The sequence below is a fragment of the Bacillus sp. CD3-5 genome (genome assembly GCF_006349665.1).
Lineage (GTDB): Bacteria > Bacillota > Bacilli > Bacillales > Bacillaceae_G > Bacillus_A > Bacillus_A paranthracis.
The window spans coordinates 58,934-77,692 of sequence record NZ_VEPX01000013.1; the positions used below are offsets into that span (position 1 = coordinate 58,934).

Consider the following 18,759-nt stretch of genomic DNA (forward strand, 5'->3'; position numbering starts at 1 on the left):
CCTGTACATACTCGGATAAAAAGGGAAAAGAGATACATACTACTATTGAACCTTGTTATGAAAGGAGTCATGACTTTGACTGAGAAATTTGATGAGTATAAAAAAAGAGATAGAATAGATAGTGATTATAGTGACTATAAAGAAGAATATGCAGCTGAGGTTGCGCCACAGCGCATTGATTATGATTACGATGAGAAGGAACATAAAGATGATGTAAGATCGTCCGCTGCTGGATCAACGGCTGGCTTTATCGCTCTTGCCTTATCTATCTTATCACTTTTCACCTTCCCAACATTATTCGGTCTTGTTTCTGTACTACTAGGTATTTACGCTTATAACCGCGGAGCTACTGTAACTGGTGGTATCGCTGCGATTGTCGGCGGAATTGCAGCACTCATTGCAATTTTATTCCGAGTAGCGCTTATCGGCTTATTGTTCTCCCTCTTTTAAAAAGAAAAAGGTATCTCGCTTATGCGAGATACCTTATCCTGTAAATACATCTTCTGACGGATATTTAATTTTTTGTTTTGCTGGTCGCGCTAAAGAAAATACAAGTGTTAACGGTCCGATTAATCCACAAAACATAACAAACATAATAATACATTTTCCAAACGCTGATAACTTTGCAGTAATTCCCATCGTTAATCCTACCGTTCCAAACGCTGAAATTGTTTCAAATAGTAACTGAATAAAACTGAAGTCTTCTGTAAGCATTAATATAAATACTGCTGCAAAAATGAGAATTTGACTGGCCACAGCAATTGCTAATGCTCTCGTTACTGTCGACATTTTAATTGTGCGCTGAAATAATACGATTTCCTCTTTCTTTCTAAAGAAAGAAAGAACAGATGTAACTAAAATAACAAACGTTGTTAATTTAATCCCTCCACCTGTTGATACACTTCCTGCACCAATAAACATTAAAACCATCGTAAATAATATAGATGATTCTTCCATTCCACCGTAGTCAACTGTATTAAATCCAGCCGTACGAGGAGTAATCCCTTGGAAAAAAGAAGCCCATAACTTTTCATTTAACGGTAAATTCCCTAAAGTCTTCACATTATTATATTCCAATACAAAAATCACAATCATCGCTATCACATTTAGCGCTACCGTTCCAATAATCATGATTTTGGAATGAAGCGATAGCTTTCGAAAACTCCGGCTATACCATATATCAATTAGTACGGTAAATCCGAGACCACCTATTACGATTAAAGAGCAAATCCCAATATTAATAATCGGATCGCCTACATACCTCGTTAAATTATCCGGCCACAGAGCAAATCCGGCATTATTATAAGATGCGATCACGTGAAAAATACTATAGTGTATACCTTTTCCAAAGCCAAACTCTGGAATAAAGCGAAACGATAAAAAGATAACCCCAATCAACTCAATACAAATTGAAAATATAAAGACGCGTTTTACTAATTTTACAAGACCACCTATATTCGTCTGATTAAATGCCTCTCCAATTAATAAGCGATGACGTAATCCGATTTTTTTACCTAATACCCAAACAATTAAAATGGCAATTGTCATAAGACCTAAACCGCCCGTTTGAATTAAAAACATAATTACAATTTCGCCAAACATCGTAAACGTACTTGCAGTATCTACTACTCCCAACCCCGTTACAGTTGCTGCTGACGTTGCCGTAAAGAAAGCATCTACCCAACTAATATGTACTTTCGTTGCGAATGGTAACTTTAATAACAAACCGCCAACCACAATTAAGCAGAAAAAACCTAATGCTAATATTTGTGGTGGATTTAATCGTATAAAACGATTATACAGCCTTTGTCTTTTTGTTACTTCCATATTCACTAGCTCCCTTTTCCCCCTCATAACTAAAGGCTTATAAAAAACCTTAAATAGCAGGATAAACCTTATATTCTTATAATATAGTTGAGCATAATCCTTTTTTTCATAGTTTTCAACTTTTATTTATACTCGAACTTCACTTCATTTATGAAAAGACTCTTTCTATTATAAGTATCCTTACTCTATAACTCTCACAACAATCATTTTATATGTATCATTGCTTAAATCCTCATATCTTTCACTCTATGTTCACATAGGGGTCACATCTATCTTTTATAGTATATGTATCGGAGCTGTTCCTCCCTAATTTATAAGACATTCCCCAGTGTCTTGAACAGCTTTCCATCCCTAATTAAATTGACATAAATTGTCCCCTTCCTTTGGCCATCCTGTGTGATGGTCTTATTTTTTTGTCTTTCTATCTTCTATTTAAAACTCCCTCTCTCTTTCACTCTATGTTCACATGGGCGTCACATCCACATTTTATAGTATATGTATCAAAGTTGTTCCTCCCTAATTTATAAGACATTCCCCAGTGTCTTGAACAACTTCCATCCCTAATTAAATTGACATAAATTGTCCCCTTCCTTTGGCCATCCTGCGTGATGGTCTTATTTTTTGTCTTTCTATCTTCTATTTAAAACTCCCTCTCTCTTTCACTCTATGTTCACATGGGCGTCACATCCACATTTTATAGTATATGTATCGAAGTTGTTCCTCCCTAATTTATAAGACATTCCCCAGTGTCTTGAACAACTTCCATCCCTAATTAAATTGACATAAATTGTCCCCTTCCCTAGGCCATCATATGTGATGGTCTATTTTGTTTTCTAAATAGTTTATTTAGCTTTTTCTGCTTACTTTCGTAAAAGCAATCTATATTTAAATAGATACTTTTTGTACTAAATATTCAGAAAATATTGTCAAAATAGGTAGTTTTTCGGTACAATTAATGTAGAAAGTAATTTCACAAAAATAAGGAGGGGGTTTTATTGAAACAAACAAAAGCAATCTTAATTGCATTATTTCTCGGTTTAGTTGTCGGACTCACTTTAAATTTAGCTGCACCATCCATTTTTGAACCATTAAATCAATATGTGTTCAATCCACTTGGTCAATTGTTTATTCGCCTCATTAAAATGCTAGTTGTCCCTGTTGTATTCATTTCTATCGTACTTGGAGCTGCTGGTCTTGGGGACCCGAAGCAACTTGGAAGAATTGGTTTAAAATCAATTTCATTTTTTCTTGTAACTACAGCCGTTGCCATCTCTATTGCAGTTACATTTGCACTGATTATACAACCAGGATCTGGCGGTAATTTTAAAACCGAAGGGCTTAAATATGAAGGTGCAAAAACCGAAACATCTTTCGTTGATACATTGCTAAATATCGTACCAGATAACCCAGCAAAAGCGATGGCTGATGGAAACATGTTACAAATTATTGCCTTTGCCGTATTAATTGGACTTGGTATAGCTATTTTAGGAAAACGTGTCCAAGGTATTCATTCATTACTTGAACAGGGCAACGAATTAATGATGTATCTCGTTAATCTCGTTATGAAATTAGCTCCAATCGGAACATTTGGGTTGCTTGCTTCATCCGTCGGTAAAATGGGTCTTGCAGGCGTCGCTGCGATGTTCAAGTATATGATTGTCGTTATGCTAGTACTTATTATTCATGGTGTCTTCGTATATGGTGGCTTATTAAAAGTATTAGCAAAAGAAAGCATTGTCCGTTTCTTTAAACATTTCGGACCAGTAATGGCGATTGGATTTAGTACATCTAGCTCTAATGCATCTCTTCCATTTGCAATGAAAACCGCACAAGAGAAGCTTGGTGTTCCAAAAGCAATCAGCTCTTTTGTACAACCACTAGGTGCAACAATTAATATGGATGGTACTGCCATTATGCAAGGTGTAGCAACTGTATTTATCGCTCAAGTATACGGCGTTGAACTTACTATTTCCCAACTAGCTGTAGTCGTATTAACTGCTGTACTAGCTAGTATCGGCACTGCTGGTGTACCAGGTGTTGGGCTTGTAATGCTGACGATGGTTTTAAATCAAGTAAATCTACCGGTAGAAGGTATTGCCTTAATTATCGGTATTGACCGCATTCTAGATATGTCAAGAACAGCTGTAAATATTTCTGGTGATGCAATTTGCGCAATGATTGTCGCAAAATCAGAAGAAAAATATAATACAGATCAATCTGCCGCATCTTAAATCAAAAAAGGAGTGAAATGATTCACTCCTTTTTTGATTTACTTCCCTTTTTCGAACGATATTCTTTTCCTTTATTATCGTTACCAGTTTCAAATTCTGCACTAAACTCTTGTTGAAATTGCCCTGATTTCGGTGAGCCTTGATTTCCGCTCCCTTTACTACCATTTCGATTTGTCATATTTCTGCCCCCTTCCTTTATTAGTAGTATGTTACATATTTTCTTTTTTATAATCTTTTACATGCGAAAAAAGACCTTCCTCATATAAGGAAAGTCTTCTTTTTCGGAGTGTAAGCGTTTTCTCACTTATAATGACTTAAATAAGTTTTTTAGAAATAGATATCATTATATTCATTTCTTCTTCTGAGAGCGTAGAAAATCTTTCTTGCAAATATTGTTTTTTTGCACCTTCCATTTTTGCAACTAAATCTTTTCCTTGTTCAGTAATCTCCAAATATACAACTCGGCGATCTGACGTAGAACGTGAACGAGTTACAAAACCTTTATTAATTAATTTTTCTGTAACAGCTGTAATATGACTATTCGACACATTTAACTCATTCGCCACACGTGATACCATTTCTTTATTCGTACGATTCAATATTCTAAGGACGATGAACTCATTCCACGGTATGTAACCACCAAATATTTTTCCAATATCATTACGCAACGTGCGGAACATAGCAAAAACATTTGTCGATAGTTCTTCCATTAATTGCTCTCGATTTTGAGACAACTTTGACAGCCCCTTTTATTTCATTTGATTAAATAAAAACCTTATTAATAATTTTACATGAAATCTTACTTTTTGTCACCTTATTTTCCCATAATTCGTAGTTTTTTAATAGATATTTCATGATAAAATGAAGTTAAATTTCCAAAAAAAGGAGTTGGGATAGTGGGTGAAGAAGACAAATTTTCGAATTTCAATCTAAAAGATAAAACTTTGATCATTGGTTTTGTTATTCTGTTCCTCATTGTAATTTTTGCATTTATATTTTTTGTATATGTAGGAATCTTTCATATTACTGGTGTAGAGTATAGATCGCGCACTGCCTTACTTCTATTTTTTTTATTAATTACTTTCTTAGACGGTATTATATTTTTCATCTTCAGTTTCTTCAAGGCACTGCTATATCCAATGACACAAAACATGCCAAATTGGCTTTCTATTACTCTTTTCGCAATCATTGAAATTACGCTAGATTGGTTCGTCATACATACCGCCGACGAATGGATAGAAAGCGTACAACTGTCCAACATAGCTGAATTATGTGTCGTACTATTCTTTTTCCTAGTAAATAAATTATTAAGCGACAAGAAAGAGTAAGAATACAAGCTTTTCTATATAAAAATTGGTACAATGAAAACAAATCATACTAAAGAGGTGCTACTTATGAACTTACAACAATGGGCTGATAAAGGTATGTCCTTTGATACATATGTGAATGAAATGAAAGTAAATCAATACGAGCTACTGCACATTTACAATAACTTTTTAATTCCAAATGAGTTACTTCCTGTATTAGAAGAACGTCAAAATGACGGCTGGCGTGTTATCGTATTAACAGCTGATTGGTGTGGTGACGCTCTTTTATGCGTACCTGTTATGAAACGAATTTCTGAAGTTGCAAATATTGAAATGTCATTATTAATTCGCGATGAAAACTTAGAATTAATGGATCAATATTTAACAAATGGAACAGCTCGTGCGATTCCAATCTTTATTTTCATTGATAAAGATGGAAATGAACAAGCTGTTTGGGGACCACGTGCTCCAAAAGTACAAGAGTTAGTAACTTCAATGCGCGCTACATTGCCTGAAAAAGAAGATCCAACATTCGAAGAGAAACAAAAAGAAATGTACGCTAATTTCCGTGCTACATTAGCGGATGATACCTCTCTTTGGGAACATGTAATGGAAAGCATGATTGAGAAAGTAGTAAAATAAAACCTGCCGATTTCGGCAGGTTTTTTATTAAGCAAAATTACAATCCTTTTTCTGAGAATATGCAGCATCTACGCACTCTGCTAACCGTTCCATTTCACCCATATATACTGCACGGGTCATCCATCCAGTCAACTTATACATAATCTTATATAAAAAACTCTTCGGTTCAAATTCTATAATTAAAGTAAGTGATGTACCTTCCTCATCCTCTTCTAACATATAAGTTGCGGCTGTATAGCCTTGCTTCATTTCACATCCAATTGATACGATATAAGGTGCTTCACACTCTAAAATTTCTGCCTCAAGCTCATATATTTTCTTCCCCATCTTTTGCACGGATATATATTTATCACCTTCACGAGGATTATTTACATCTACATGTGGAGGATACCTATTTTCCACCATAAAGGTACTCCATTCCATTATTTTCTCGTCATTATTTACATAATCAAATACAACATCAATTGGTGCTGGAATTACTATTTCTATTGCAAAACTCACTAAACTGCCCCTCTCAAATACACTATCGATTTCCTTAAAATTATTATATCGACATCATTATGTCATATTTCATATGGTGAAATACAAGTATATGAGAGTAAAAATTTTCTCTCACGATAAAAAACACCCTATAGAATAGACTTTTTTCAAATGTCTATTCTATAGGGTGTTACCAAGAATTTATTTCTTACATAATGAAGAAATAGAATACCGCAGCTAAAATGAAACGGTAGTAAGCAAACGGTGTTAGTTTTACACGAGATAGTAATTTTAAGAATGAAACAATTGCAAGCATCGCAACAACGAATGCTGTAATAAATCCTGTTGCAAATAACGGTAGATCAGCCGCACTTAATATATCCCAGCTTTTAATTAAATCTAAACCACTTGCAGCTACCATCATTGGTACTGCTAAAATGAATGTATATTCAGCTGCCGCTGTATGTGATACGCGAGCTAATAAACCACCACTTATTGTAGAACCAGAACGAGAAAATCCTGGCCAAAGTGCTAAGCATTGGAACATTCCAATTGTAAATGCTTGCTTATATGTGATTTCATCTAATGTTCTTGCTGTACTTGGTTTCGAAAACTTCTCAGCAACAATCATTAAAATACCACCAGCCACTAAGCTAATGACAACTGGGCCTGGCCCAAATAAAACTTCTTTAATCGCACTATGGAATAATACGCCAAGTACGCCGGCAGGAATCATCCCGATAATAATATGTAATAAATTTAACGACGGTCCATCTGTTACTTTTCCTATACCTACTAAAGACCATAGACGCTTCCAAAATATAACTACAACTGCTAAAATCGATCCCAATTGAATAACAACTTCGAAAACTTTCGCTCTCTCATCGTCAAATCCAAGTAAATGACCTGTTAAAATCATATGCCCTGTTGATGAAACTGGTAAAAACTCTGTTAAACCTTCAACAGCACCCATGATTATTCCAATTAACCAATCAGCCACGAGTAGTGCCTCCTTAATAACAAATATGTAATTTTTCACACCTTATCATAATACCTTATCCCCTTTTAAAGTGCATCCTTTTTTTATTGATTGTACATATTGCATGCGCGTATTTCTTTTCTATTTTTTGATTAAATTGTATGATAGTTAGAGTTTGTTTTTTAGCGGAAAGGGGATTTTATGAAAGAAACTAATTCATTATCACAAAAATTAAAGCAATTTGTATTACTATTTTTCCCGATTTTCGTTACGCAAATGTCATTATTTGCAATGAGTTTTTTCGATACGACAATGTCAGGACATGCAAGCCCTATTGATTTAGCAGGTGTTGCTATCGGAACAAGTATATGGATTCCAGTTAGTACGGGATTAACAGGAATTTTGATGGCTACGACTCCAATTGTTGCACAACTCGTTGGATCTAAGAAAAAAGAGGATGTTCCTCACGTTGTCATACAAGCAGTATATTTAGCCATTTTCGCTAGCCTCGTTGTTATCCTTATCGGTTTCTTTACTGTTACACCTATTTTAAATGGCATGCAATTAGAAGGACCTGTAGAACGTATTGCAGCACAATTTTTAAGTATTATCGCAATTGGAATTATCCCTTTATTTACTTACACAGTTTTACGCGGATTTATTGATGCATTAGGAAAAACTCTTACAACGATGATCATTACATTACTATCATTACCAATTAATGTAGTATTAAATTATGTATTAATTTTCGGTAACTTCGGTTTTCCAAAACTCGGTGGTGTCGGAGCAGCAATTGCTTCTGCAGCAACCTATTGGTGCATTTTAATTATTACCGTTATGATTATTCGTACGAAAGAGCCTTTTGCATCTTTCCATATCTTTAAACAATTATATCGCCCTTCTCTTTCGAGTTGGAAAGAATTCTTAAAACTTGGCGTCCCTATCGGATTTGCTATCTTTTTTGAAACGAGTATTTTCGCTGCGGTAACACTTATGATGAGTAATTTTAGTACGACAACAATCGCAGCTCATCAAGCGGCTATGAACTTCGCTTCCTTGCTATATATGACTCCTTTAAGTTTAGCAATGGCCATGACCATCTCTGTTGGATTTGAAGTTGGAGCGAAACGATATAATAACGCAAAACAATATGGATTTATCGGGATTGGCTTAGCACTTGCATTCGCCCTATTATATTCCATTCTTCTTTACTTCTTTGATGATGAAATTGCTTCGATTTATACGACAGATATACAAGTTCATCATTTAGCAAAAGAATTCCTTATATTTGCGATTTTATTTCAAATTTCAGATGCAATTGCAACTCCTGTACAAGGGGCACTACGTGGTTATAAAGATGTAAATGTCGCCTTAATTATGACATTAATCGCCTATTGGGTAATTGGTCTCCCTCTCGGTTACATATTAGCAACCTATACTGATTGGGCAGCAAAAGGATATTGGATCGGTCTTATTATCGGTCTAGCATTTGGAGCAACCTTCCTCCTTATCCGTCTCTTTCAAGTTCAGAGAAAATATACAACGCAAAACAGCCGCTCATAATATAGCGGTTGTTTTCTTTATGCATATTTTTTCTTGTAACGTATAACATAATGAAAAAGAAAGGTGGATACATATGGACGAAAAAGAAAAAAAGCAATCATTCGACGAAGAATTCGCCCCTGAAATTTCACCTGGTTATCGGCAAGATGTACATAAACAACCTAAATATAAAAACACTTCGTTTTTAATGGGTATTACCATTTTTGCTGCTGTATTACTCGTGCTTATCATTTTCGTTTATTTTTGATGAAAGGTGGTTTATTATATGAAGAAACAAAATTCCAATCGTTCAAAAAGAATTGTGAAAACAGAAAAAGGGTATGCAGGTGATTCTGTTCTTACTCAAAAACAAGTCGAGCAAGGAAATTTATATATTGCTCAAAAAGAAATTGGGCAACAAAATGAAAACCTTTAAAATCCCTCAAAGAACTGGGGGATTTTTTTATCCCGCTATTTATGGTACTGATTTATGTTTCTCTTTATTGTACATACTGTTTTTGTTCTAACACCTTTAATGCATGATTAACCTTTACAATTTTCATTTCATAATTCAATTTCATTTCGCTTCTCTTACCATTTTCAATACCCGTCACGTACGCTACAGTTTTATAGAGAAAACTTTCATCCTTCACTTCACGTATCTCCTCGTTTGTAAATTTATACTCTAAATCCTGAAAACGATTTGGATAATAATTTTTCATTAATTGTTCATACCCTCTATTTAAAAATAGTTCTTCACCTTTTCGTTTCACATCTTCTTTATTAGTAAACTCAAAAACTGATAGTTGTTCGGTCACAAAATGTTCTCCTACCTTTTTCATTTCATTATGAGTTAAAGTTTCTATACTTTTGTTCTTTAATTCCTTATTTAATCCGTACTGATCAATCGGTTTATAGCTAGCAAAAACTTCTTCTTTATATGACCAAAACAGTCCAAAAACGATACATAGAGAAATGATTACCATTCTTTTCTTCGTAATTCTCCCGCCCTTCTTCATAATGATAGTTATATTTTAACATATAGAAAGAAAATTCTGATATCATAAAGTGGAATAACTTAAATTAGAAACGAGGAACAAGTATGGACTCTTACAAACAATATATAAAAGAAGCTTTGCCTAATCTTTCTATACACTCATATAAACAAAATGAAGAAGGATGGGATAATGTAGCGGTTATTGTAAATGATGAACTACTGTTTCGTTTCCCGCGAAAACAGGAATATGCAATGCGAATTCCGTTAGAAAAAGAACTGTGCACAATTCTCACTCAATCACTACAAGAAATCGAAGTTCCACAATATCACCTAATTTATAAAAATGAATCTGATGAGGTTCCTCTTTGTAGTTACTATACTCTCATTCATGGTGAACCATTAAAAACAGAAATAGTTGCGAACTTAGATGAAAAAGAACGAAAAATAATTATTACACAATTAGCTACTTTCCTTGCGGCTCTACATAGCATTCCTCTAAAAAGTGTTACAGCGTTAGGGTTCCCTACCGAAAAAACACTTACCTACTGGAAAGAGCTACAAACTAAATTAAATGAGTATGTTACTAACAGTCTAACTTCGTTCCAGAAATCAACCTTAAACCGTTTATTCGAGAATTTTTTTGCCTGTATAGCTACATCGGTATTTCCAAATGCAATCATTCACGCTGACTTTACACATCATCACATTTTATTTGATAACCAAAATAAAACCATTTCAGGAATCATTGATTTTGGTGATGCTCAAATTGGAGATCCTGCCTTTGACTTTGCTGGGCTATATGATGATTTCGGACATGAATTTACTACATCAGTATATGAACAATACTGTACACTTACTTCACACCATGATCCATTACTCATTCACCGTATCACAAATTTTTATCAATACAGTCCTTTACTACATAATATAATTTATAACTTTGAAACAAAGAATGAACTTGAATTTCTAGCAAGTATAGAACAACTGAAAGTAATACTGCAGGGATGAGATTACATTCTCTCCCTATATTCCCTCTCCTCATACATCATTAACTTTTTATCCATTTCAATAATGACTTTATATAGTTGAAATGCTTGTAAAATTTGCAGTTGAATCCCAAAAGGAGCATTTTGTTCTTTTAACCATTGAAATACTTTCGTTTCATCTTTCATTGATTATTCCTCCCTTTATTAAAATCTGCTACAAATATACGGTAAATGATGAAAAGCTTTTCATGTCAATACAAAAAAAGGATGCAACATTGCATCCTTTAATGTACGATATTTTTCTTCTGCTTCGCTTCTTCCTTTATTTCTTCCCCTTGGCATTCGCTACGAAATGCACAACTTATACACTCAGAACGAAAATGACGCTCTGTGTAGTGCTCAGGTTGCTGCAACATTTCTTTCATTCTAGATAAATCAGCCATTCCAGTTGTTATATCTTCTTGTTTCGGAATGTACTCATACTTAGTTCCTTCTATTAAATTAATAACTTCAATTTTCCCTGGAAGAATGCCGAAAGCTTTATAACTGAATACTGTTATTAACTTTTGACAAAGAGCAAGCATTTCCTCATCCGCATCGACAACATACTTTTTAATTACAAACGCCCCAGTACTCCACTCACCAACTTCTAATGTCAATGACATGTGGACACCTAACTCTTCCATATATGTTTGAAATTTTTCATATAAAAATAACGGCGGTGTTTGACTATCATCTCTTTCAACAAACTGTAATAAATGATCCGTTAGCTTCGCTAACACAATATAATACTCCGTCTTTGAAGCAAACATATTAATCCTTACTTTTTTCCAATACTTTTCTATTAATATTAAAAGTACGATTTTCGTTTGTTGGCCCGCAGGTAGTGTGTAATATTCGTTAATAATTCGATTCACAATCATTTGTGCGATTTGTTGCCATTCAAACGAAGAAGGTTCTCTTCTTTTTATATGACGGAAATAAAATTTATGCGGACAACGCATAAAATCATACAAATGATAATCTGTCATCGTTTTGATTGCGATTTTCTCATGCACTTGCTCTTCCTCTTCCTCTCCCTTCTGCCATTAAGAAAAGTGTTTTACAAATTCAGCTCCAAACTGTAAACATTTTTCTACATCTTCATCTTCTGGCGTTAATTCTACTTTTAGTCCTTCTAACACAACTGCTGCCCCGCGCTCTTGTAGCTTTTCTATTAAAATGTCAACTGCCACTCCGTATTTCGGATAAGCCGAATCACACGATCCGAATACTGCTGCTTTTTTCCCAGTTAAATCAATAGAATCCATTGCATCATAAAAATCTAAGAAATCATCAGGAAGATCACCATCTCCCCAAGTGTATGCACCTAAAATAATTCCATCATACTGTTCTAATATAGAAGCTTCTGGTGAATCCATAATATCAATAACTTCAATTTCATTTTCTGTTTCACGAATTACGCCGGCAATATGGTCAGCCATTTCCTCTGTATTTCCACTCATACTTGCAAAAATCATTACTAACTTACTCAACTGAACCTCTCCCTTTACTTTGTATCTCTTTTTCTGTTTGAATGCTCTTCTTCTCATCTACATATTCAGACCGAATTACATTTCTTTGCCATTCCATATGCTGATCAACATCTTTATTTTTATCTTTTAATCCCCTCCGCAGAAGGTGAAAATTTTTTCTCATTAACATGTCGCATCCATCCTATTGATAATAATTATCAATTTCAACTATTTTTAGATTAATTGATATTGATTATCACTGTCAACAACTTTTTTTTAAAAATGATTAAAATGTACAAGCTTGTCCGTTAGCTATTCATATACTATAAATGAGCATAGTTCTTTCTCAGCCCTCTCTGACGGAAAGAAATAAAAGCAACTGCAATAGAGTGCAGTTGCCTTTTTTTGTTTTTCTATGATTTTAGTAATCTTATAGTCGTCTCTAAAAATAGCTCCACTCCACAAATTAATGCTGATTCATCCAAGTCAAATTTCGGATGATGATGTGGATAACAAGTATATATATTTTCATTACCTGTTCCTAATTTAATGAAACAACCAGGTGCTTTTCTTAAATATGCTGAAAAATCTTCTCCACCCATAGAAGGTTCAAGCTTCACAACACGCTCATTCCCAAACAAATGTAGTGCACTTTCTTCTACTATTTTCGTAATATATTCATCATTAATAACGGGATCATATCCATATCGATACGTATATGTATACGATCCTCCATGTGCTTCTGTAATTCCTTTCACAATTTTCTCGATTTTCCCTTCTGCTTCCACCCTCAATGCTTGATTAAATGAACGAACAGTTCCCATTAAAGTTGCTGTACTAGGAATAATATTGTCAGCCGTTCCCCCATGAAATTGTGTAACTGAAACAACCCTTTGCATAAAAGCACTTGTATTTCTTGATACGATATGTTGTAGATTTGTAATAATCTGTGCTCCGATAGCAATAGGATCTATCGTTTCTTCTGGTCGCGCCGCGTGTCCTCCTTTGCCTTGAATCTCAACTGTAAATACGTCTGGTGCAGCCATCATCGGCCCATACGCAATGCCTATCTTCCCGCTCTCAAGTCCTGACATAACATGTAAACCTATTACATAATCAACACCATCCATTACGCCTGCTTCAACCATTTCTTGTCCCCCGCCAGGATACACCTCTTCTGCATGCTGAAAGAATAAACGAATCTCACCTGAAAAATTTCCCTTTATATTTGCTAGCACTTCTGCTGTACCCAACAAAATAGCCGCGTGAGCATCATGCCCACATGCATGCATTACACCTTTATTCACAGACGTATAAGGTTTACTTGTCTCCTCTTGAATTGGCAAAGCATCTATATCAGCTCGAATCGCAATTACTTTCCCTTGCTTCACACCTCTTTTAATTGCTAGTACACTATACTTCGTCGGTCTCGTTACTTCAAAAGAAGAAAATGAGCATAATGTATCATATATAAATTGCGAAGTTTCTTTTTCATGAAATGATAATTCCGGATACTTATGGAAGTGCCTTCTCCATTTCACGATATTTTCTTCCGAAATTAGATTCTTCCACACTCTATTCATGATAATTTCCTCCTTTTCAAAATAACTAGAAATTTAAAAGTTTACTCCATCTTGAATGATTAATAAAAACAAATACTGTATTTTTACGTATTCTTATAGTCCACTTTTATGTATTCACACAATCTCCTTTCTATTTACATGTCAAACCCATTACAAATTCATGCTGAATGTAATATAATTGCTAAGTTAGGGATTTTCTTTTTTAGTATTTAGTGCTAATATCAAAAAAGAGCCTTTTGACTTATTTTTACCTAAAATGTGGGATTTTGTTTTTTTCACAATAATGTAGGACATGATACCTACAAAGAGCTATTATTTCATTAAGAGAGGGAAAGACATGGAAAGATTAAAAGAGATATGGTCTCGACCACTCACACAATGGGTTGCAAAGACGGTTTATTACCTTGCAATTTTATTTGCATTACTTTGGTTGTATGGATTCCATGATACAAACACAAGTACATTTATTTACAATGAATTCTAGGGTGGGAACGTTATGAAGTTATTAGAACAAATTGAAAAGTGGGCTGCAGAAACGCCTGATCAAACCGCTTTTGTTTGGCGAGATGCGAAAATTACGTACAAACAATTAAAGGAAGATTCTGATGCGTTAGCACATTGGATTTCTTCTGAGTATCCAGACGATCGTTCACCAATTATGGTGTATGGCCATATGCAACCTGAAATGATTATTAACTTTTTAGGATGTGTAAAAGCTGGACATGCTTACATCCCTGTAGATTTATCTATCCCAGCTGATCGTGTACAACGTATTGCTGAAAATTCTGGTGCGAAATTACTTTTATCGGCAACAGCAGTAACTGTAACTGATTTACCAGTTCGCATCGTAAGTGAAGACAACTTAAAAGATATTTTCTTTACTCATAAAGGGAACACTCCAAATCCTGAACATGCGGTAAAAGGTGATGAGAACTTCTACATTATTTACACATCAGGAAGCACAGGTAATCCGAAAGGGGTTCAGATTACTTATAACTGCCTTGTTAGCTTTACAAAATGGGCTGTAGAAGATTTCAACTTACAAACGGGGCAAGTATTCTTAAACCAAGCACCTTTCTCATTCGATTTATCTGTCATGGATATTTACCCATCATTAGTAACAGGTGGGACACTTTGGGCAATCGATAAAGATATGATTGCACGTCCAAAAGACTTGTTTGCTTCTTTAGAGCAATCGGATATACAAGTATGGACTTCCACACCATCTTTCGCAGAGATGTGTTTAATGGAAGCATCTTTCTCTGAGAGTATGCTACCAAACATGAAAACATTCTTATTCTGCGGTGAAGTGTTACCAAATGAAGTAGCTAGAAAATTAATTGAGCGTTTCCCAAAAGCAACAATTATGAATACGTACGGTCCAACTGAAGCTACTGTCGCTGTAACAGGTATTCACGTTACAGAAGAAGTGCTTGATCAATACAAATCACTTCCAGTTGGCTACTGTAAATCAGACTGCCGCCTTCTTATTATGAAAGAAGATGGTACGATTGCGCCTGATGGTGAAAAAGGTGAAATCGTAATTGTTGGTCCAAGCGTAAGCGTTGGATATTTAGGAAGCCCTGAATTAACAGAAAAAGCATTTACTATGATTGACGGTGAGCGCGCCTATAAAACAGGCGATGCTGGCTATGTTGAAAATGGTCTTCTATTCTATAATGGTCGTCTTGATTTCCAAATTAAGCTGCATGGTTATCGAATGGAATTAGAAGAAATTGAGCATCACCTTCGTGCTTGTTCTTACGTAGAAGGAGCAGTTATCGTTCCAATTAAAAAAGGTGAGAAATACGATTATTTATTAGCGGTTGTTGTTCCTGGAGAACATTCATTTGAAAAAGAATTCAAATTAACATCTGCAATCAAAAAAGAACTCAATGAGCGATTACCAAACTACATGATTCCACGTAAATTCATGTATCAATCTTCTATTCCAATGACACCAAATGGAAAGGTAGATCGCAAAAAATTATTGAGTGAGGTTACAGCATGACCGCATATGGATCATTTTATTTTTTCGCTATAGTGGGCATTTTATTAATACCTACTATCATAGCTGGATTAAAAGGTAAAATGTTGCGTAAATATAATGCCGTTTTAACACTAGTCATGCTTGCTATTATCTTCTCGGATAAACCGAAGCAAGCAATTATGTTAGCCGCATTTATTATTTGGCAATATGCCTTAATTAAAGGCTATTTATTATTAAGAAAACAAAAGAATAGTACACTCACTTTTTGTGTAGCTGTTATTTTATCGATTTTGCCACTTATTTTGGCAAAAATCGCACCGTTTGCACCTGATCTAAAGTTTATTGTATTTCTAGGAATGTCCTATGTAACATTTAGAGCAGTACAAATGGTATTTGAGGTTCGTGATGGCTTAATTAAAGAACTATCCTTCTTTAATTTTTGGGAATTCGTTTTATTCTTCCCAGCTATTTCAACGGGACCTATCGATCGTTACCGTAGATTCCAAAAAGATATTCAAAAGCCACCTAGCGCTGAGGAGTATCAAAACTTATTATATACAGGATTAAACCGTATTTTCCAAGGTTTCTTGTATAAATTTATTATCGCTTACTTAATAAAACAATATTTTATGGATCCCGCATTTGCACAGCAAGATACAATTCTATCTAATATGATTTACATGTATAGCTATAGCTTATATTTATTCTTCGACTTTGCTGGTTATAGCTCATTTGTAATTGGTGTAAGTTATATGATGGGAATTAAGACGCCAGAAAACTTTAATAAGCCATTCATTAGCCGTAATATTAAAGACTTCTGGAACCGCTGGCACATGAGTTTATCATTCTGGTTCCGTGATTTTATTTACATGCGTTTCGTCTTTTTTGCAACGAAGAAAAAGTTAATTAAGAACCGTTACACAATTTCGTATATCGGTGCATTTTTAAACTTTTTCATCATGGGAATTTGGCATATTACTGGTGAGCATGTGTATCAATACATTATTTATGGTCTCTATCATGCCGCACTGTTCATTTTATTCGATATTTTCGAACGAAAAAACAAGAAGCATAAGTTTTGGCCAAACAATAAATTTACACACGTCCTTGCGATCGTAATTACGTTCCACGTTGTATGTTTCGGTTTCCTTATTTTCTCTGGACACCTTAACAGATACTTTTAATGCACTCTTCTTATAACTAATAAGAAGTTGCACATATAATATATTTCGGATATAAAGGAGATTTTAAAAATGGCAGAATTCAAAGAGCAAGTATTAGATATTTTAGAAGAAGTATGTGAAAACGATATTGTGAAAGAAAACTTAGATGTTCAATTATTTGAAGAAGGTATTCTTGATTCTTTCGCTGTAGTATCTTTATTAGTTGAATTCCAAGAGCGTTTAGATATTGAAGTTTCTATTTCTGATTTTGACCGTGACGAGTGGGCTACTCCAAACATGGTTATTAAGAAGTTGGAAGAAATCCGATGAACAAAGCAAAATTTGGTCCGATGCTTTTAGCATTGGCCCTTTTTGCTGTATTCTTACTTATTCCAACGCGCTTCCTACTTCCACTTTTAAGTGATGAAAAAGTAGAACAAGCTGCAACTTCTTTAAAAGAAGAAAAGATTCAAAGTATGATTTTACAGCAAAAGATGTTAGCAGACTCGAAATACCTTCCGATGTATGGATCATCAGAATTCGCACGTATGGATGCTTACCATCCATCAAACTATTTCAAAGTAAAGCCTGAAGGCTTCACACCATTCCTACTTGGACGCGGTGGAACACAAGATCTTGTACATGTATTAAACTTTGCATCTACAATGGATCAATTGAAGGATAAGAAAATGGTATTCGTTCTTTCTCCGCAATGGTTTGTGCCACAAGGTATTGATGAAACACACTTTGCACCTAACTTTTCAAAACAACAAGGTTACCACTTCATTTTCAACGATGATGTAAAACCTGAAATGAAAAAGCAAATTGCAAAACGTTTATTAAACTTTGAGATTGTTAAGAAAGAAACTTTACTTAAAATTTCGCTTGAAGGTATCGTTTACGATGATACAAAGCATAAAGTAAAAGCACTTGCTGCTAAACCTTTCGCTTATATTTATCGAAACATTTTAGATCGCAAAGATTTATTTACAGCAATGTTTAATATTAAACCGCATAAAGAAAAACTTGACCCTTCATTAAAACAAATGAACTGGGATGAAGCTCGTAAACATGCAGATCAAACAGGTGCAGCGGAATCTGGATCTAACGAATATGGTATCGAAGATGGTTACTTCAACAGCAAAATCAAGAAGAAATTAAAACAACGTGAAGGCTACTTAAAAAATGATGCTTATGATCAATCGCCAGAATATGAAGATTTACAAATTGCACTTGATTTATTAAAACAATCTGGTGCAAAACCACTCTTCATTTCTGTTCCTGTAAAAGGTCCTTGGTACGATTACGCTGGCTTCCCGAAAGAACGCCGAGAATTGTACTATAAGAAAGTTCATGAGCAAATTGAGAAAGCTGGCTATCCAATTGCCGACTTCTCAAATCATGAGTATGATAAGTACTTCTTAAAAGATCACATGCACTTAGGTTGGAAAGGCTGGGTTTATATCGATGAAGCCATCCAACAATTTTATAAAGCAAACTAAAGAAAAGACCGCTTGA

Annotated in this window: 24 protein-coding genes; 13 read left to right on the plus strand and 11 right to left on the minus strand. The window is 34.7% G+C overall.

Annotation, left to right across the window (positions count from 1 at the left end; genetic code table 11):
- Nucleotides 1-57 precede the first annotated feature (57 nt).
- Nucleotides 58-450, plus strand: a complete 393-nt coding sequence (locus tag FH036_RS21450; protein ID WP_001997037.1) for an imidazole glycerol phosphate synthase — start codon at nucleotides 58-60, stop codon at nucleotides 448-450.
- 33 nt (nucleotides 451-483) lie between these two features.
- Here FH036_RS21450 and FH036_RS21455 read toward each other — a convergent pair whose 3' ends face one another.
- On the minus strand, nucleotides 484-1,827 hold the full coding sequence (locus FH036_RS21455) for a TrkH family potassium uptake protein (RefSeq protein WP_139896212.1): 1,344 nt from the start codon (nucleotides 1,825-1,827) through the stop codon (nucleotides 484-486).
- Nucleotides 1,828-2,822: 995 nt separating this feature from the next.
- On the opposite strand from FH036_RS21455, the gene FH036_RS21460 reads away from it, so the two are divergent.
- Complete coding sequence (locus tag FH036_RS21460) at nucleotides 2,823-4,058, plus strand: dicarboxylate/amino acid:cation symporter (RefSeq protein WP_000814817.1); 1,236 nt, start codon at nucleotides 2,823-2,825, stop codon at nucleotides 4,056-4,058.
- A gap of 22 nt (nucleotides 4,059-4,080) precedes the next feature.
- Here the strand turns inward: FH036_RS21460 and FH036_RS21465 are convergent, their stop codons facing one another.
- Both FH036_RS21465 and FH036_RS21470 read right to left on the minus strand, forming a co-directional pair.
- Nucleotides 4,081-4,236, minus strand: a complete 156-nt coding sequence (locus FH036_RS21465; protein WP_000184931.1) for a hypothetical protein — start codon at nucleotides 4,234-4,236, stop codon at nucleotides 4,081-4,083.
- 136 nt (nucleotides 4,237-4,372) lie between these two features.
- A complete protein-coding gene (locus FH036_RS21470; protein WP_000081439.1) occupies nucleotides 4,373-4,792 on the minus strand; it encodes a MarR family winged helix-turn-helix transcriptional regulator in 420 nt (139 codons plus the stop codon).
- Nucleotides 4,793-4,954: 162 nt separating this feature from the next.
- Between FH036_RS21470 and FH036_RS21475 the strand changes: the two genes are divergently transcribed.
- On the plus strand, nucleotides 4,955-5,386 hold the full coding sequence (locus tag FH036_RS21475; protein ID WP_139896213.1) for a regulatory YrvL family protein: 432 nt from the start codon (nucleotides 4,955-4,957) through the stop codon (nucleotides 5,384-5,386).
- A gap of 33 nt (nucleotides 5,387-5,419) precedes the next feature.
- On the plus strand, nucleotides 5,420-6,007 hold the full coding sequence (locus tag FH036_RS21480) for a thioredoxin family protein (RefSeq protein WP_139896214.1): 588 nt from the start codon (nucleotides 5,420-5,422) through the stop codon (nucleotides 6,005-6,007).
- Nucleotides 6,008-6,034: 27 nt separating this feature from the next.
- On the opposite strand, the gene FH036_RS21485 is transcribed toward FH036_RS21480, so the two are convergent.
- Together FH036_RS21485 and uppP are read right to left on the minus strand one after the other, a co-directional pair.
- A complete protein-coding gene (locus FH036_RS21485; RefSeq protein WP_139896215.1) occupies nucleotides 6,035-6,508 on the minus strand; it encodes an SRPBCC family protein in 474 nt (157 codons plus the stop codon).
- Nucleotides 6,509-6,695: 187 nt separating this feature from the next.
- Nucleotides 6,696-7,487: a bacitracin resistance undecaprenyl-diphosphatase gene (gene uppP, locus FH036_RS21490; protein WP_000796249.1), complete on the minus strand. Its 792-nt coding sequence runs from the start codon at nucleotides 7,485-7,487 to the stop codon at nucleotides 6,696-6,698.
- A gap of 180 nt (nucleotides 7,488-7,667) precedes the next feature.
- Between uppP and FH036_RS21495 the strand changes: the two genes are divergently transcribed.
- The 3 genes from FH036_RS21495 to FH036_RS27205 all read left to right on the plus strand — a co-directional run bounded on the left by FH036_RS21495 (nucleotide 7,668) and on the right by FH036_RS27205 (nucleotide 9,444).
- A complete protein-coding gene (locus FH036_RS21495) occupies nucleotides 7,668-9,029 on the plus strand; it encodes an MATE family efflux transporter (protein ID WP_139896216.1) in 1,362 nt (453 codons plus the stop codon).
- Nucleotides 9,030-9,102: 73 nt separating this feature from the next.
- Nucleotides 9,103-9,276 carry a hypothetical protein gene (locus FH036_RS21500; RefSeq protein ID WP_000343560.1) on the plus strand — a complete coding sequence of 58 codons (174 nt, stop codon included), beginning with the start codon at nucleotides 9,103-9,105 and terminating at the stop codon, nucleotides 9,274-9,276.
- An 18-nt stretch (nucleotides 9,277-9,294) separates the two neighbouring features.
- On the plus strand, nucleotides 9,295-9,444 hold the full coding sequence (locus tag FH036_RS27205) for a hypothetical protein (RefSeq protein WP_000744619.1): 150 nt from the start codon (nucleotides 9,295-9,297) through the stop codon (nucleotides 9,442-9,444).
- Nucleotides 9,445-9,508: 64 nt separating this feature from the next.
- Here FH036_RS27205 and FH036_RS21505 read toward each other — a convergent pair whose 3' ends face one another.
- Nucleotides 9,509-10,027, minus strand: coding sequence for a biotin transporter BioY (locus FH036_RS21505; RefSeq protein WP_138322270.1), 519 nt, complete (start codon nucleotides 10,025-10,027; stop codon nucleotides 9,509-9,511).
- A gap of 83 nt (nucleotides 10,028-10,110) precedes the next feature.
- On the opposite strand from FH036_RS21505, the gene FH036_RS21510 reads away from it, so the two are divergent.
- Nucleotides 10,111-11,013 carry an aminoglycoside phosphotransferase family protein gene (locus FH036_RS21510; RefSeq protein ID WP_138322271.1) on the plus strand — a complete coding sequence of 301 codons (903 nt, stop codon included), beginning with the start codon at nucleotides 10,111-10,113 and terminating at the stop codon, nucleotides 11,011-11,013.
- A 2-nt stretch (nucleotides 11,014-11,015) separates the two neighbouring features.
- Here the strand turns inward: FH036_RS21510 and FH036_RS27210 are convergent, their stop codons facing one another.
- The 5 genes from FH036_RS27210 to FH036_RS21525 all read right to left on the minus strand — a co-directional run bounded on the left by FH036_RS27210 (nucleotide 11,016) and on the right by FH036_RS21525 (nucleotide 14,088).
- Nucleotides 11,016-11,177 carry a hypothetical protein gene (locus FH036_RS27210; RefSeq protein WP_000651087.1) on the minus strand — a complete coding sequence of 54 codons (162 nt, stop codon included), beginning with the start codon at nucleotides 11,175-11,177 and terminating at the stop codon, nucleotides 11,016-11,018.
- 98 nt (nucleotides 11,178-11,275) lie between these two features.
- Nucleotides 11,276-12,049 carry a hypothetical protein gene (locus FH036_RS21515; RefSeq protein ID WP_138322272.1) on the minus strand — a complete coding sequence of 258 codons (774 nt, stop codon included), beginning with the start codon at nucleotides 12,047-12,049 and terminating at the stop codon, nucleotides 11,276-11,278.
- Between the two features lie 30 nt (nucleotides 12,050-12,079).
- The gene (locus FH036_RS21520) at nucleotides 12,080-12,526 is read right to left on the minus strand and encodes a flavodoxin (protein WP_138322273.1); all 447 of its coding nucleotides are present in this window, start codon (nucleotides 12,524-12,526) and stop codon (nucleotides 12,080-12,082) included.
- A complete protein-coding gene (locus FH036_RS27215; RefSeq protein WP_000929023.1) occupies nucleotides 12,519-12,695 on the minus strand; it encodes a hypothetical protein in 177 nt (58 codons plus the stop codon). The genes FH036_RS21520 and FH036_RS27215 overlap by 8 nt, the downstream gene beginning before the upstream one ends.
- Before the next feature lie 223 nt (nucleotides 12,696-12,918).
- Nucleotides 12,919-14,088 carry an amidohydrolase gene (locus tag FH036_RS21525; protein WP_001082778.1) on the minus strand — a complete coding sequence of 390 codons (1,170 nt, stop codon included), beginning with the start codon at nucleotides 14,086-14,088 and terminating at the stop codon, nucleotides 12,919-12,921.
- A gap of 337 nt (nucleotides 14,089-14,425) precedes the next feature.
- Here FH036_RS21525 and FH036_RS21530 point away from each other — a divergent pair, with 337 nt between their 5' ends.
- The 5 genes from FH036_RS21530 (at nucleotide 14,426) to dltD (ending at nucleotide 18,743) form a co-directional block, all read left to right on the plus strand.
- The gene (locus FH036_RS21530; protein WP_000440293.1) at nucleotides 14,426-14,572 is read left to right on the plus strand and encodes a teichoic acid D-Ala incorporation-associated protein DltX; all 147 of its coding nucleotides are present in this window, start codon (nucleotides 14,426-14,428) and stop codon (nucleotides 14,570-14,572) included.
- Between the two features lie 12 nt (nucleotides 14,573-14,584).
- Entirely contained in the window at nucleotides 14,585-16,099 is a 1,515-nt protein-coding gene (gene dltA, locus FH036_RS21535; RefSeq protein ID WP_000770505.1) for a D-alanine--poly(phosphoribitol) ligase subunit DltA, read from the plus strand.
- Nucleotides 16,096-17,262, plus strand: a complete 1,167-nt coding sequence (gene dltB / locus FH036_RS21540) for a D-alanyl-lipoteichoic acid biosynthesis protein DltB (RefSeq protein ID WP_000127945.1) — start codon at nucleotides 16,096-16,098, stop codon at nucleotides 17,260-17,262. Before dltA ends, dltB begins: the two co-directional genes overlap by 4 nt.
- Before the next feature lie 69 nt (nucleotides 17,263-17,331).
- A complete protein-coding gene (gene dltC / locus FH036_RS21545) occupies nucleotides 17,332-17,571 on the plus strand; it encodes a D-alanine--poly(phosphoribitol) ligase subunit DltC (RefSeq protein WP_000807310.1) in 240 nt (79 codons plus the stop codon).
- Entirely contained in the window at nucleotides 17,568-18,743 is a 1,176-nt protein-coding gene (gene dltD / locus FH036_RS21550; protein ID WP_044792823.1) for a D-alanyl-lipoteichoic acid biosynthesis protein DltD, read from the plus strand. The genes dltC and dltD overlap by 4 nt, the downstream gene beginning before the upstream one ends.
- Nucleotides 18,744-18,759 lie beyond the last annotated feature (16 nt).

Coding starts and splice junctions, on each gene's coding strand:
- FH036_RS21450 (WP_001997037.1), top strand. CDS start 58: ATGAAAGGAGTCATGACTTTGACTGAGAAATTTGATGAGTATAAAAAA.
- FH036_RS21455 (WP_139896212.1), bottom strand. CDS start 1,827: ATGGAAGTAACAAAAAGACAAAGGCTGTATAATCGTTTTATACGATTA.
- FH036_RS21465 (WP_000184931.1), bottom strand. CDS start 4,236: ATGACAAATCGAAATGGTAGTAAAGGGAGCGGAAATCAAGGCTCACCG.
- FH036_RS21480 (WP_139896214.1), top strand. CDS start 5,420: ATGAAAACAAATCATACTAAAGAGGTGCTACTTATGAACTTACAACAA.
- FH036_RS21495 (WP_139896216.1), top strand. CDS start 7,668: ATGAAAGAAACTAATTCATTATCACAAAAATTAAAGCAATTTGTATTA.
- FH036_RS21500 (WP_000343560.1), top strand. CDS start 9,103: ATGGACGAAAAAGAAAAAAAGCAATCATTCGACGAAGAATTCGCCCCT.
- FH036_RS27205 (WP_000744619.1), top strand. CDS start 9,295: ATGAAGAAACAAAATTCCAATCGTTCAAAAAGAATTGTGAAAACAGAA.
- FH036_RS21505 (WP_138322270.1), bottom strand. CDS start 10,027: ATGAAGAAGGGCGGGAGAATTACGAAGAAAAGAATGGTAATCATTTCT.
- FH036_RS21510 (WP_138322271.1), top strand. CDS start 10,111: ATGGACTCTTACAAACAATATATAAAAGAAGCTTTGCCTAATCTTTCT.
- FH036_RS27210 (WP_000651087.1), bottom strand. CDS start 11,177: ATGAAAGATGAAACGAAAGTATTTCAATGGTTAAAAGAACAAAATGCT.
- FH036_RS27215 (WP_000929023.1), bottom strand. CDS start 12,695: ATGTTAATGAGAAAAAATTTTCACCTTCTGCGGAGGGGATTAAAAGAT.
- FH036_RS21525 (WP_001082778.1), bottom strand. CDS start 14,088: ATGAATAGAGTGTGGAAGAATCTAATTTCGGAAGAAAATATCGTGAAA.
- FH036_RS21530 (WP_000440293.1), top strand. CDS start 14,426: ATGGAAAGATTAAAAGAGATATGGTCTCGACCACTCACACAATGGGTT.
- dltA (WP_000770505.1), top strand. CDS start 14,585: ATGAAGTTATTAGAACAAATTGAAAAGTGGGCTGCAGAAACGCCTGAT.
- dltB (WP_000127945.1), top strand. CDS start 16,096: ATGACCGCATATGGATCATTTTATTTTTTCGCTATAGTGGGCATTTTA.
- dltC (WP_000807310.1), top strand. CDS start 17,332: ATGGCAGAATTCAAAGAGCAAGTATTAGATATTTTAGAAGAAGTATGT.
- dltD (WP_044792823.1), top strand. CDS start 17,568: ATGAACAAAGCAAAATTTGGTCCGATGCTTTTAGCATTGGCCCTTTTT.